Below are 14,413 nucleotides of genomic sequence, written 5' to 3'. Positions count from 1 at the left end.
AATACCGCCGAAACAGGTTACGGTTAGTTGTGTACCTCTAACTTCCTATGGCTTCCTTCACACCCCACCGTTAGCCAGTGGCGCACTTGCCATTCAGATTATCTTCCCCTTAGTCAGGGTGACTCCACTATCTTTCAAGTGGACGGGTTTGCCAGCTTCGCTGGGCAAACAAAAATCAACCGCCTGCATGACAGGCGGTTGATAGATAGAGGTGGAGCTGGCCGATAAGCCGGGTTCTGTCGAGGACAATCATTCATCTAGGCCAGCAATCACTCACTGGCTCAAGCAACACACCCGATCTCAACGTGGGCCACGCCATACGAGATCCTATTTGGTCTTGCTCCGGGTGGAGTTTACCTTGCCACACACTGTTGCCAGCGGTGCGGTGCGCTCTTACCGCACCCTTTCACCCTTACCGGCGCTTACGCGCTTAGGCGGTCTTCTCTCTGCTGCACTTGTCGTCGGCTTGCGCCGCCCAGGCATTACCTGGCACCCTGCCCTATGGAGCCCGGACTTTCCTCCCCCTATTAACGCGCAGTTACTTACGTAACCATGCCCAATAAGCAGCGATTGCCTGGCCAACTCCGGAGCGGGATTCTACGCAGGTTAGACAAAACATACAATCCGCTTTAACCGGTTGAGGGTAAAACCCCACTGCCAGTGGCTAGCAGCAGTGGGGTAAACTCGTCGCGCCGTGCACTAATAAGTTAAATACTGACGCGTTTGTAGGGGCGGTATTCAGGTTTCCAAAAGTTAGCGTCTATTCTGTCTTGCAATATTTCATCGCTGACCTCCAGAGCTAGGCCTTGTTTCTGGGCGACCTTACCTACATCGAAAGCGATTTTTTTACTCAGTTCGGCAATGCATCTAAGGGGAGGTAATAACTCACTGCCTGTACCATTGGCCAAAGGCGATGCATTAGCCAGCGCCGCACTGCACGCCATTAACATTTCATCACTGATCAGACTTGCCTTGGCGGCCAGCACCCCCAAGCCAACACCCGGGAAGATATAACTGTTATTACATTGGGCAATGGGATAGATTTTTCCTTGGAATACAACCGGATTAAATGGGCTACCGGTGGCAACAATTACCTCACCGCCTGTCCATTCAATCACTTGGTCAGGAGTCGCTTCCACCTGACGTGACGGATTACTCAAGGGAAAGATGATAGGTAAGCTGCAATGGCGTTTCATATCGCGGATTACCTGCTCGGTGAACAATCCCGCCTGGCCAGAGACCCCGACCAAAATACTGGGTTTAACGTTATTCACCACTTCGACCAGAGATGCATATTGCCCTGCTATCTGCCACTGAATATCTGTGGGCTGGGCTAAACGCAACTGGAAGTCGCGCAAACCCTGCATATCTTGGCTAACCAGGCCAAAACGATCCACCATAAACACCTGGCTGCGAGCCTGTGACTCGGATATGCCCTCACTACGCATCTGCATAATGATTTGCTCGGCAATGCCGCAGCCTGCGGAACCGGCACCAACGAAGACAACCCTTTGGTCGCTCAATTTAACATTTTTACTTTTACAAGCCGCTAACAAAGTCCCCACTGTCACCGACGCCGTACCCTGAATATCGTCGTTGAAACAACAAATTTTATCCCGGTATCTTTCCAATAGTGGCATGGCATTGGGCTGGGCAAAATCTTCAAATTGTAGCATCACTTCCGGCCAACGCTTAACAACCGCTTTGATGAACAGGTCGACAAACTCGTCATATTCGGCTTGGCCAATACGTTTATGTCGGGCCCCCATGTACATAGGATCATTGAGCAATTTCTCGTTATTGGTGCCCACATCCAGCATCACAGGTAAGGTATAGGCTGGGCTGATGCCGCCACAAGCGGTATACAGAGATAACTTGCCGATGGGGATCCCCATGCCGCCTATGCCCTGATCACCCAGCCCCAGGATCCGTTCACCGTCGGTGACCACTATGACCTTGACCTTGCGCTTGGTGGCGTTACGAATGATGTCATCCATCTGATGGCGTTCTGAATAGGAAATGAACAATCCCCGGGAGCTGCGATAGATATCCGAAAATTGCTCACAGGCATCCCCCACTGTAGGGGTATAGATAATCGGCATCATTTCGTCTATATGTTGCTGGATAAGCCGGTAATACAGGGTTTCGTTATTATCTTGAATAGCCCGCAAATAGATGTGTTTGTTGATCGGCTCCTTGAAACTAGAATACTGCATGTAGGCCCGGCCTACCTGCTCTTCAATCGACTCGTAACGCGGTGGAATAAGTCCGGTTAAGTTAAAAGCTACACGTTCTTGGGCACTAAACGCACTGCCTTTATTCAGCAGTGGGGTCTCTAACAAAGATGGGCCCGCATGGGGGATATACAACGCGCTTTTCGGCGTTTGGGTAGTCATAACTCAATGTCCTGTTTGATGTGGATGCCTGTGCAACCGAGAAAATTTCTAATTATTTGGCGCTATAGCCGTGCCCAAAAACACACATTAGGCACGGGAGGGCATCCAGCGGGTTATCATGCCCTAAAAAATGTCTTCAACTGGTTTGCTGTCTTGCTCAACATCCTCTGCAGGGTCAAAAAATTCACTATCGCTCACATAATTTTTTGGCGCACTGCCCTGGCTGAAATATTCGAATAAAGAAGTATGATCCGTGCGCTGGGTTAATTTGCCTGTTTCACCATCTATACGTGTACTGATGATATTGGTCGGCATGGGACGTTTTTTCTCCGGTACTCCATCCAGAGCTTTTTGCATAAAACGGATCCAGGCTGGCTCTGCGGCCTTAGCACCGTCTTCGCCGCCTATCATGGCATTACCGATATAATTAAATTTTTGCGGGTTTTTGTTAATTAAGTTCTGATTACGGCTGGCACGGCCCAAGGTGCGACTCATGTCATCAAAGCCAACCCACACTGTGGCGACTAAATCATTGGTAAAGCCACTAAACCAGGTATCCCGGGAGTCATTGGTGGTACCGGTTTTACCAGATATATCTCCGCGTTTGAGCAAATTACTAGCCCGCCAGCCCGTGCCCTGCCAATAAGTCTTTTTGTTCCAGTTTCCATTAGTTTTAAGAGCTGTACGCATCATGTCTGCCACTAAAAATGCGTTATCCTCTGCAATCACGCGCGGGGCCTGGGGAATAAGTTTAGCGGCTGGCTGGGTCATACCGCTGCCACTGAACTCGGCGGCAAGCCTAGCTTCAACGTCCATTTCTAATTCATCTATTGATGGTTCATGCTCAGCCTGCTGAGCCTGACAGGGATCACAGGCGTTAGTCGGATTGGCCCGCCACAGAACTAGGCCATAATCATCTTCAATACGCTGGATAAAATAGGGCTGAATTAAAAAGCCGCCGTTGGCTATCACCGACATGCCCGTAACGACTTCTAACGGGGTATGGGATCCCGACCCCAAAGACAGGGTTTCATCTTTGGGTATATCCCCTAAATTGAAGCCAAAACGTGTCAGATATTGCACCACGTTGTTTAATCCAACTGCCCGTGACAGACGCACCGAAACCACATTTTTAGATTTGCCCAGGGCGACCCTCATGCGAATCGGCCCATCGTATTCTGGCGGCGAGTTTTCCGGACGCCAAGCATCTCCCGAACCTTTTTCCCACTGACTTATCGGCGCATCGTTGATCACGCTGGCCACGGTATAACCATGGGCCAACGCAGAAGAATAAATAAAGGGTTTAATGTTGGACCCGACCTGGCGTTTAGCCTGGGTGGCGCGATTGAACTGACTTTGGTAAAAGCTGTAACCGCCAACCACGGCTTGCACGGCGCCGTTATGGGGATTTAAGGCAATAAGTGCACTACTGGCATCCGGGTATTGGCTGAGCTGCCAATGGTTGTCATCTTCCCGCTGGCGCAGAAGTATAAGCGCACCTTCGGTTAAGATATCACCGGCAACCTCTGGATCAGCCCCCTGCCTCGTATCGCTAATATAAGGCCGAGCCCAATCTAACCCATCCCAGTCGATCACTCGGTAGTCTCCCTGACGGGTAAAGATACGGATATCCTGTTCGTTAACCTTAACCACAATAGCCGGATGCAGCGTTTCGAAAGTTTGATAATTTTGCAGATAAGCAAGCATTTTTTGCTCTTCCCAAGGCTCACTGGCAGGTTTTGATATGGCTGAGCTCCCCTGCTCAATGCTGACTGGCACGTCCGGGATTTCCCACAATTGCTCAAGCGGACCACGATAGCCATGGCGCTCATCATAATCATGTAAGTTACGTTGCACCGCTTGCTGGGCTGCCTGTTGGATATCTGAAGATACGGTGGCGTAGACCTGATAACCACCAGTTTCCGCTTCATCCTTGCCATACAACTGGACCATTTCATTCCATATCAGATCGGCTAAATAGGGGGCTTCAAACTCAATTTCGGCGCCATGTTTTTTCGCGGTGACTGGCGCGGCTGCAGCTTCATCGAATTGCGCCCGAGTAATATAGTTTTCGTCCAGCATACGTAATAAGACAACTCGTCGTCTGATTAATGAACGATCCGGGCGACTGATGGGATTGAGCACTGAGGGCGCCTGGGGAAGTCCGGCAATAGTCGCGATTTGCGCCAAGGTCAGTTCTTTTACGGTTTTGCCATAATATACTTGCGCCGCGGCTCCAAAACCATAAGACCTGTGGCCAAGTTCCACCTTGTTCAAATACAATTCGAGAATTTCCTGTTTACTCAGCAATTGTTCTATATGCCAGGCAATAAAGATTTCTTTGATCTTGCGGATATAGGTTTTGTCCCGGCTTAAAAAGAATCCTCGCGCCAGTTGCATGGTCAGGGTGCTGCCCCCTTGGCCTTTTTCTCCGGTAAGGATCAGATTAATCACTGCACGAGCCATACCAATAGGATCGATGCCCGGATGCTGATAGAAGCGGCTGTCCTCTGTGGCCAGAACTGCGTTGATGAGATCCTGGGGAACATCGTTTATAGTTAGCGGAATACGCCTTTTCAGGCCAAACTGGGAGATTAATTTGCCGTCTTGGGTATAAACACGCATAGGTGTTTGCAGACGAACATCTTTGAGCATGTTGACACTGGGCAGCTCAGGTTTCATATAAAAATACAGGGCTAAGGTTGCTAAAATACCGAGTAGGCATGATAAAAATAAAACGAGTAATGCGGACTTTAAAAACTTCACCAAAACAATATTACCGAGACAGGTTGCAAGAAATAACTCATATTTTATACCTAAGTACCGTTATAAGAACCATAAATAAATAAAATTTAAGCAATAATAGCAAAATGTTAATTTTGTATTACGGCGCCGGGATCCTCAATGTTTAAAAAACTTTTGGCTAAAAAGCCACAGCAGATGATAGGACTAGACATCGGCACCCGCTATGTTAAAGCACTTTTGCTTGAACTACATCAGGAACAATACACAGTATTGGCCACGGCCTGTGAACCGATAAATGGTAATGCGTTTTCCGAGCGGGAAATTAAAGATTTCGAAGCCGTCAGTAATGCCCTGAAAAAAGTCAAACTGGCCTTAAAAAGCAAAGTAAAAAACGTGGCCATAGCGGTTTCCGGCGCGTCAGTCATCACTAAGGTGGCCTATATGGATCCGGACCAGTCAGACGCTGAGCTTGAAAGCCAGATAGAAATCGAAGCCGACAGCTTGATCCCCTATCCGCTGGAAGATGTATATGTGGATTTTGAAGAACTTGGCATCAGTCAAAATTACCCCAACAAAGTTGAAGTGTTGCTCAGTGCTACCCACAAAGATACGGTCGACGGACGCATAACCCTGCTCGGCGAAGTCGGTTATGAAGCAAAAGTGGTAGATATCGAAACCTACGCCTTGGGCACGGCGATGAGTTACTTTTCCCGGCAAACAACTGACGCAGCATCAGCACAAATCCAGTGCTGCATTAATATTGGTGCATCACAACTGCAATTTTGCGCTCTGAAAAATTCCGAAGTGGTATACAACAAGGATCACAACTTCGGCATAGATAGCCTGGTCCAAGAAATATGTATCACTTATAACCAGGACCGCAACATCACCGAACAACAAATGCTCGCGGGTAATTTACCTGCTAACTGGCGTCAAGACTGTTACCCTGTGTTTCTGGCAAACCTGCAACAGCATATTAGCCGTGCCATACAGATGTATGTCACCACCACCCATCTTCCGCGGCCCACACAATTATGGATCAGCGGCGGGGCGAGTAATCTCGCCGGCATAAACACCGATTTAGAACAGGAATTGGGTATGGATGTAGCTGTATTTAACCCGCTGGCCAACATGACCACTAACGCACAAACTAACCAGCCCTTGGCCGAACTCTCTCCCCATTTCGCTATCGCAGCAGGCCTGGCCACCCGGAGCCTTAATTCTTGTCACATATAAACTTGCTGCCCTGGCGAGAAGCATTACGCCAACGGCAAAAAAAGAATTATCTGACCATGTTAGTGGCCCTGGCGCTGGCGATGGTAGGCCTGATGTTCGCCGCTGGTATGGTAATGGACAATCTCATTGCCGAACAAAAAAGTCGAAATCTTTACCTTGAGCATGAAATTAGCATAGTTGACCAACAAATAGTCCAGATCAAGGATATTCAGCAGCGTAAACAGGCCATTGAGCAACGTATGGCGCTCATTGAGCAGTTAGAAGTCAGTCGTAATGCTGCCCCTATAGTTTTGGACGAACTTGTACGTCTGGTGCCCAATGGTGTGTCTTTCGGCAGCTTTTCTCGCTCGGGTAACCACGTAGAAGTGCTGGGGATCAGCGATTCGAACAACCGCTTGGCAGATTTTATGCGTAAACTAGATGAGTCTGAGGTATTTAGCAGCGGGGATTTATCCTCCATAGTCGCCGACACCTCCGCCTCAGATGCGGTCAGTGACTTCAAACTCACTTTTGACATCAGTCCCTTAGTGGCGCCGGATTTTTCAGTGCAACCCGGGGCGGTTAAAAAATGAAGTTTGATTTTAACAAGCTAAAAGAAATTAACGATTTAGATTTCGAACAAGTGGCTATCTGGCCTTTTGAAATCAAAAGTCTAGTGGCGTTATTTGTGGCTATTATTGCTTTGGTGGGCGGCTACTATGGACTGGTTAAAGACAAGTTGCCGATCCTGGACAAGGTCCAGCTTGAAGAGCAAACCCTGAAACAAAATTATCAAGCCAAATACCGTATTGCGGTCAACCTTGGAGCTTATGAAGAGCAATTAAGCCAGCTTCAGCAAGATTTTTCGTCCATGTTAAAATCTCTGCCCAACAGCAATGAAACCCCAGGTCTGCTGGACGACATTACCTTTGTGGGCACTTCGGCAGGCCTGACATTCAGGTTACTCAACTGGCAAAAAGAGGTGCCCAAAGAGTTTTATACCGAACTGCCAATCCAGATTGAGGTGACAGGTAGTTACCACGATTTTGGCCAGTTTGTATCCGATATTGCGGCTCTACCGCGCATAGTGACAGTACACGACTTTGCGGTTAGCCAGGAGCTGTCCACCTTGAAATTAACGTTGGGGGCAAAAACCTACCGTACCGACCAAGCAGAGCAGCAAGGGGGGCAAGCACCATGAAATCCATGTATTTGGTTGTGACCCTAGTGTTTTTGGTTGGCTGTAACCCTCAGATGAACGACCTGGAAAAATACATAGCTGAGGTAAAGCAAAATACCCCGGTGCAAATAGAGCCCTACCCACAGTTTACTACCTCACCTGCCTTTACCTACTCTGCCAACACGCTACGCAGTCCGTTTCAACGGCTGAATAACGCCCAGCAGACTCAGGCACCTGTGCAACAAAAAAACTGCCCACAACCGGATTTTGCCCACAGCAAACAAACATTAGAAAAGTACGGGGCAGATGCCATGCAAGTGATCGGCATGTTCACGAGCAATAATAAAAACTGGACCCTGATCCAGACTAACGACGGTAACCTACACAAAGCAACAGTCGGAGATTACCTCGGACTCTTTTTTGGCAGGATCACCGCTATCCAAAAAAATGGCACTGTTGCATACAGTGAAATGTTACCGGATGGCACAGGGTGTTGGCAGAAAAAACAGGCCCAATTGAGCATGCTTGCAAAGACAGGAGAAAATAATGTCTAAGCGTCACGTTTTCAGCAAACTCAGCACTTCGCTGCCAAATTTAAGCCCTTATCTAGTCTTGGGGATATTATCTTGGGTGCACGTGGCGGCCTATGCTCAGGAAACCTCGCCTGTGCTTATCGATACCGCCTCGGCCAGTCAGACCACTTTCACTAGCCAGCTACAGGATATCCAATTTAAACGTGTGGACAACGACGGGGCTGCAACCACATTAGTGTTTGACAATGACGGTTATCAAATTGAACTGGTGGAATCCCAACATAAATTGCGCATCACCTTGCCTAAAACTAAACTGGCGGATGAGCAATTGTTTACTCTCAACGTGGAAGATTTTGCCACGCCGGTCAAATTGATTGAAACCTTTCAACTTCCCGCCGCCACCCTGGTCGAGTTTACCCTCATGGGGGATACGATCTTCAAGCAACAAAAGAGCGGCAACCGCCTCGTCATAGAAATAAACAAAGTCGATGAGACGCAAAAAACCGCCGAAAATAATTTTAGCGGCGAAGCCATTTCCCTGGACTTTCAGGATGTGCCGGTACGCAAAGTGTTGCAAATCATCGCCCAGGTAAATGGCTTCAACCTGGTCACTACCGATACAGTACGCGGCAATGTCACTGTCAGTTTAAGCGGGGTGCCCTGGGATCAGGCTCTGGATATGATCCTCAAGATAAAAGGCCTGGATAAACGTCTGGAAGGTAATATTTTATTGATTGCCCCCTCGGAAGAATTGGCGGCCCGGGAAACCCAACAATTACAATCCCGTCAGCAGGTCGCCCAGCTTGCCCCGGTGAAATCCGTTAACATGCAAATTAACTACGCCAAGGCACTGGATATTGCCAATATTCTGAAAAACGGGGATAGCAGTATCTTAAGCCCCCGTGGCACAGTAGCTGTGGATGAACGTACCAATACACTATTATTGCGTGATACCCAGGCATCAATAGACGAAGCTCGGGCCATGGTGGTGGCCCTGGATATTCCCGTGAAGCAAGTCCTAATAGAATCCCGCATGGTGACAGTGCGAGACAACGCTGGCGAGCAGCTCGGGGTAAGATGGGGCTTTAGTGATAAACGTGATAACACCGGCATATCCGGATCTTTGGCTGGGGCTGACGGCATAGCCAGTGGCACTGTGCCCAGTATTGACGATCGATTAAATGTCAATTTACCCGTGACTAATCCGGCCGGTCGCATCGGCCTGCAAATAGCACGCCTGGTAGATGGCACCATTTTGGATTTGGAGTTATCCGCTTTGGAGTCTGAAAATAAAGGCGAAATCATCGCCAGCCCACGCATTACCGTAGCCAACCAGCATGAAGCCTATATTGAGCAAGGTACGGAAATCCCCTATGTGCAAGCCACGTCTAGCGGGGCAACTTCAGTGGAATTTAAAAAAGCGGTGCTGAGCCTCAAGGTCACACCACACATTACCCCGGACAACCGAATTATTTTGGACTTGGTTGTCACCCAGGATACTCGAGGAGAAACCGTGCAAACCTCAACCGGTCCAGCCATCGCTATCGATACTCAAGAAATCAGTACCCAGGTACTTGTGGAAAATGGTGAAACCATAGTGTTAGGGGGCATTTTCCAACAAACCAGTACCGATGATGTTGTCAAAGTACCGTTTTTTGGTGATATCCCCGTACTCGGACATTTATTTAAAAATACTTCAGTGCTTAATGAAAAACGCGAATTACTGATATTTGTCACCCCTAAGATACTTATCGAAAACATAGGTATACAATGACCTTAAGGCTGATCCCCCAAGCTTAAATAAGTTGTTTAACGCAGCATATTTTCCTGCGCCAAAGCGGCAAAATGCATTTTAATTTGCCCTTGGATTAACAAAGCTTGCAAAATTCAGGGTAAAGCTGAGATAATCCCGCCCTCGAAATTTCAACGAGGTCAGGTTAATCCATTGAAGGGTAGCCGCGATAATAGATTTCTACCCCTGAAATAAACAAAATTGTGAACTAAGCAAAAATGGCTGAAAAACGTAATATCTTTTTAATAGGTCCAATGGGTGCAGGTAAAAGCACTATTGGCAGACACCTCGCAGACGAACTTCATTTAGAGTTTTATGACTCAGATCAAGAAATAGAAAAGCGCACCGGCGCCGATATAGCCTGGATCTTCGATTTAGAGGGTGAAGATGGTTTTCGCGCTCGGGAAGAATCAGTTATCAATGACTTGACCGACAAGCAGGGCATAGTATTAGCTACAGGCGGCGGTTCGGTAGTGAGTAAAGCGGTGCGTAATCGCTTGTCGGCTCGCGGCATAGTCGTCTATTTACAAACCACCATAGATAAGCAAGTGGCCCGTACCCAACGTGATAAACGACGTCCGCTATTGCAAAATGATGATCCTGAATCAGTATTGCGCAAACTTGCCGAAGAACGTAATCCCATGTACGAGGATGCTGCGGATTATGTCGTTGATACAGATGAACAAAGTGCCAGAGCTGTGGCAAACCAGATCATTGAGAAAATCAATCTGTAATATCTGATATTTTATTTCCACCTCGAACGGGCTGCGCTTATGACAACATTAACAGTAAAGTTGGGTGAGCGTAGCTACCCTATCTTTATCCAACCAGACTTGCTTAACCAGTCCAATCAATTATCGAGTTATATCACCACTAACCAGGCGGTACTCGTCACTAATGATGTGGTGGATCCCCTCTATAGCCAATTGATTATTGATAATCTGCCAGGTGTGAAGATTCAAAAAATCATCATCCCAGACGGTGAGCAACACAAAAACCTGCATAGTTTTGAACTGGTGATCACCGAACTACTGAAAATGTCAGCGGCCAGGGATACCACCCTAATCGCGCTTGGCGGAGGTGTGGTCGGCGATCTAACCGGTTTTGTGGCCGCCAGTTTTCAACGGGGTATGCCTTTTATTCAGATACCTACCACCTTGCTCTCCCAGGTAGATTCTTCTGTGGGCGGTAAGACTGCGGTTAACCATCCTCTGGGCAAAAACATGATTGGGGCCTTTTATCAGCCCAAAGCCGTGTTTATCGACCCTAGCACCCTGGAAACCTTGCCAGCGAGAGAATTTTCCGCGGGTATGGCTGAGGTGATAAAATATGGGATCATTTACGACCAGGCATTTTTTAGCTGGTTGGAAGACAGTCAATCCCTGCTTAAAGACCAAGATATGCCTAGTCTGCAATACGCCATTAAACGCTGCTGCGAAATCAAAGCAGAAATAGTTGCCATTGACGAACGTGAATCTGGATTGCGCGCCTTACTTAATCTGGGTCATACCTTTGGCCACGCGATTGAAGCTGAACAAGGTTACGGTAATTGGTTGCATGGTGAGGCCGTATCCGCAGGTATGGTATTGGCTAGTGGCGCAGCACTTAAAAAAGGCTGGTTAAGCCCTGAAGAACTGGCACGAATTGAAGCTTTATTAGGCGCATTCTCATTACCTGTATGCCCTCCGGCCGCCATGAACTACGACACCTTTTTGCAGCACATGGTGCATGACAAAAAGGTCCAGGCCGGCAAACTAAATTTTGTTATTCCCCAGGGCATAGGTAAAGCAATTGTGACCCACGAGCTATCTGAAGACTTGCTGCGTGAGTTATTAGGTTAGCTCCTATGGGAACATACCTACTAGCGAGATTAGCCGTTGCCAACATCTGACCTGCACAAACGACTGGATCATTTAATCAGTTATTCGTCCCAGTTGATTTTTATCAACACTGGGCATCAGACCACGGGCCAGTCACAAATCATTGAGCATCTTCTGGCTGTGCAAGCTGAAAGCGCGGACGTCGCCGTGATCAGTGCAAAGGAGAATATGCAAGCGGATGATTTTCGCCAACAACTAGCGCAGCAATTGTTAGGCACCCAACAACATCATGGCCGTCAGCCAGTACAAGACATGCTTTCCCCCCTTTCCCAATTCACAGAGTCTGTGTTGATCTGCGTTTTACACGCCCAAAACATACCACCCAATGTGCTCCAGGAATGTTGGCAATTGGTGTTGTCAAACCAGCAAAAATTTCCCGAGCAAAACGTCAATGTATTGCTGTTTGGGGAAGGTAGCTGGGCTGATGACGCTAAGAGTCTGCTCACCATCGACGATGCTAACCGACCCATCGTGTTCAGCATGTGCCCCCCTGAGACAGCGGCACAGGGTTCTGAATTAGAGCAAATGATCAGCCAAAAACGTCAGGCATTTGCCCAGCGCCTGCTCAACCGTGAGCCTTCATCCGCATTGGCAACTAAAACGCTGTTACATCGCCCCTGGTTTCTAGCCCTGACCGGCTTAGTATTTGTGTCTATTTTTGCAGCGCTGTTACTGGTTCAATATCCACAATTTCCAGATAAAATACTGGCACTGAAGGATGACGCTGTATCCAACTCTACTGACCTTAGCCCTGAACATGAAGCTGACCCAGCTAAACCTGCAGTTATCCCGGTCAACATACCGCCAGAGGATAATAAGCCCCATAGTCGCAGTGTGGCTCCCGTACCCGCCCAGGCAGTCTCCACTGAGGCAGTCTCCACTAGGGATGCCCTGGTGAGTTCATGGCAAAGTGAGTCAGCCAGAATTGATCAAACCAAAGCTCCGCGCCGACCTGCGAATGCGACTTCAAAAGATCCAGGCATCCAGACACAAGAAGCCGCACCAGAGGTCCCTTCAGCTGAACGCTCAACAGCTACGCCAGGCGTACAAAAGCCCGCCAGTGAGCGGGTCCCAGAAGATCAGGCAATCGTACAAGTTGGTGCACTGCCAAAACCCTATATTGAACAAGCGGTGGCGGAACAAGTCTTGCCTAAAAACACTAAGCTCAATCTTGGTGTAGGTCCAAAAATTGCCCCGCAAATAAAGCCGCCAAAACAAACTGTAAGCAGTGTGGCTGGGCCATCGTATCGGTACAATGAACGAACTTTATTGGCGTTGAAGCCAAGTGGTTATGTATTGCAAGTTATCGGTTTGGGAAGCCCTCAGGCAATGGATGACTATATAAAGAGCAATCAACTCGCTGACCATGTTTGGATCTATAAAACCCGGCGTTATGGCAACGATTGGTATGTATTGCTCAACAATAGCTATTATCCATCCCTGGGCGGCGCCGTTCAAGCTGGAGGATCGTTACCCAAGAGCATGCGCCAAACCACACCTTTTCCCAAAAATGTGGATAAAATGCAGCAAGAAATAAGAAACCCATAATAAAAACCCTAAGCTAATTGTTGTTTTTGGCATAGCTGGTTACAATCCCGGCTTTGCCAAATCCGGCCTGACAAGAATCCTCAATGACCGAAAAGAAAAACAGGGCCTTTTTGAAATGGGCCGGCGGAAAATACCGACTCGTCGAGCAAATCAACGCGCACCTGCCCGCTGCCAAAAAGTTGATTGAACCCTTCGTGGGAGCAGGTTCGGTTTTTTTGAACAGTGATTACCCTAGCTATTTACTGAATGATATCAATCCGGATTTGATCAATCTGTATAAAATACTGCAGACCCAACCGGATAATTATATTCTCGATAGTGCCAAACTTTTTACTGCACAAAATAACTGTGCTGAACGTTATTATGCCCTGCGCGCAGAGTTCAATGCCAGCTGTGATATTTATCACCGTGCGGTGCTATTTTTGTACCTCAATCGTTTTGGCTACAATGGTTTATGCCGTTACAATCTGTCCGGGATTTTTAATGTGCCCTTTGGCAAATACAAATCTCCCTATTTCCCCCGGGAAGAATTGTACTTCTTCGCGGAAAAATCCAGGCGTGCGGTATTTGTGTGTGAATCTTATGAGAAAGTATTCAGTCGTGCCCGTAAAGGTTCAGTAATCTATTGCGATCCGCCTTATGCCCCGATCAGCAAAACTGCAAACTTTAACAGCTATGCAAAAAGTGGCTTTTCGTTGGCGGAACAGGCAAACCTGGCTGAGATAGCAGCGAGCACGGCTTTTAAACGACAGATCCCGGTTTTGCTCAGTAACCACGATACCGAGGATACTCGCAGACTCTATCATAAGGCGAAGTTGTCTGAACTACAGGTGAGTCGTTTTATCAGTCAAAAGGGCAATGGCAGAAAGAAAGTCAGTGAATTATTAGCCTTGTATTATTTGCCATTGCTTAATGGCAAATAAATTAGTCTGGAAGGACACTAGCTACCACAAACATCAACACAACGATAAAGACAATCACAAAAAACACCCCAACAACTATGTAGGGCACAACAGACTGTTGCTGGAAATCTCGTTCACGGTTGGCACCGCTTTGCACCCCAAAGGCACTTGCGGCTACGCTCTTAAATACATCCAACAAACTGGGTTTTGATTTTGACATGG

General features: G+C 47.8%; 12 protein-coding genes and 1 other RNA gene. 9 read left to right on the top strand and 4 right to left on the bottom strand.

Annotated features, from left to right (window positions below):
- Window positions 1-209 precede the first annotated feature (209 nt).
- From rnpB to AC3RV5_RS03825, 3 genes are all read right to left on the bottom strand, one after another.
- Window positions 210-586, bottom strand: an RNA gene (gene rnpB, locus AC3RV5_RS03835) — RNase P RNA component class A.
- 121 nt (window positions 587-707) lie between these two features.
- Entirely contained in the window at window positions 708-2,396 is a 1,689-nt protein-coding gene (locus AC3RV5_RS03830) for an NAD-dependent malic enzyme (RefSeq protein WP_489730652.1), read from the bottom strand.
- Window positions 2,397-2,519: 123 nt separating this feature from the next.
- A complete protein-coding gene (locus AC3RV5_RS03825) occupies window positions 2,520-5,162 on the bottom strand; it encodes a penicillin-binding protein 1A (protein WP_489730651.1) in 2,643 nt (880 codons plus the stop codon).
- Window positions 5,163-5,300: 138 nt separating this feature from the next.
- Between AC3RV5_RS03825 and pilM the strand changes: the two genes are divergently transcribed.
- The 9 genes from pilM (at window position 5,301) to AC3RV5_RS03780 (ending at window position 14,212) form a co-directional block, all read left to right on the top strand.
- On the top strand, window positions 5,301-6,377 hold the full coding sequence (gene pilM / locus AC3RV5_RS03820) for a type IV pilus assembly protein PilM (protein ID WP_489730650.1): 1,077 nt from the start codon (window positions 5,301-5,303) through the stop codon (window positions 6,375-6,377).
- Window positions 6,365-6,949, top strand: coding sequence for a PilN domain-containing protein (locus AC3RV5_RS03815; protein WP_489730649.1), 585 nt, complete (start codon window positions 6,365-6,367; stop codon window positions 6,947-6,949). Before pilM ends, AC3RV5_RS03815 begins: the two co-directional genes overlap by 13 nt.
- Window positions 6,946-7,557 carry a type IV pilus inner membrane component PilO gene (locus AC3RV5_RS03810; protein ID WP_489730648.1) on the top strand — a complete coding sequence of 204 codons (612 nt, stop codon included), beginning with the start codon at window positions 6,946-6,948 and terminating at the stop codon, window positions 7,555-7,557. Before AC3RV5_RS03815 ends, AC3RV5_RS03810 begins: the two co-directional genes overlap by 4 nt.
- Complete coding sequence (locus AC3RV5_RS03805) at window positions 7,554-8,090, top strand: pilus assembly protein PilP (protein WP_489730647.1); 537 nt, start codon at window positions 7,554-7,556, stop codon at window positions 8,088-8,090. Before AC3RV5_RS03810 ends, AC3RV5_RS03805 begins: the two co-directional genes overlap by 4 nt.
- Window positions 8,083-9,843: a type IV pilus secretin PilQ gene (locus AC3RV5_RS03800; protein ID WP_489730646.1), complete on the top strand. Its 1,761-nt coding sequence runs from the start codon at window positions 8,083-8,085 to the stop codon at window positions 9,841-9,843. The genes AC3RV5_RS03805 and AC3RV5_RS03800 overlap by 8 nt, the downstream gene beginning before the upstream one ends.
- Window positions 9,844-10,079: 236 nt before the next feature.
- On the top strand, window positions 10,080-10,595 hold the full coding sequence (aroK, locus tag AC3RV5_RS03795) for a shikimate kinase AroK (protein WP_489730645.1): 516 nt from the start codon (window positions 10,080-10,082) through the stop codon (window positions 10,593-10,595).
- 39 nt (window positions 10,596-10,634) lie between these two features.
- Entirely contained in the window at window positions 10,635-11,702 is a 1,068-nt protein-coding gene (gene aroB, locus AC3RV5_RS03790; protein ID WP_489730644.1) for a 3-dehydroquinate synthase, read from the top strand.
- Between the two features lie 36 nt (window positions 11,703-11,738).
- Window positions 11,739-13,289, top strand: coding sequence for an SPOR domain-containing protein (locus AC3RV5_RS03785; protein ID WP_489730643.1), 1,551 nt, complete (start codon window positions 11,739-11,741; stop codon window positions 13,287-13,289).
- 83 nt (window positions 13,290-13,372) lie between these two features.
- Window positions 13,373-14,212 carry a Dam family site-specific DNA-(adenine-N6)-methyltransferase gene (locus AC3RV5_RS03780; protein ID WP_489730642.1) on the top strand — a complete coding sequence of 280 codons (840 nt, stop codon included), beginning with the start codon at window positions 13,373-13,375 and terminating at the stop codon, window positions 14,210-14,212.
- 1 nt (window position 14,213) lies between these two features.
- Here AC3RV5_RS03780 and AC3RV5_RS03775 read toward each other — a convergent pair whose 3' ends face one another.
- Window positions 14,214-14,411 (bottom strand): DUF2970 domain-containing protein, encoded by a 198-nt coding sequence (locus AC3RV5_RS03775; protein WP_489730641.1) that lies wholly within the window; start codon window positions 14,409-14,411, stop codon window positions 14,214-14,216.
- Between the last annotated feature and the right edge of the window lie 2 nt (window positions 14,412-14,413).

The organism is Paraglaciecola sp. IT1134 (assembly GCF_058068185.1).
Note: the sequence above shows the minus strand (reverse complement) of the source record. Positions and strands in the feature narration are given on the sequence as shown.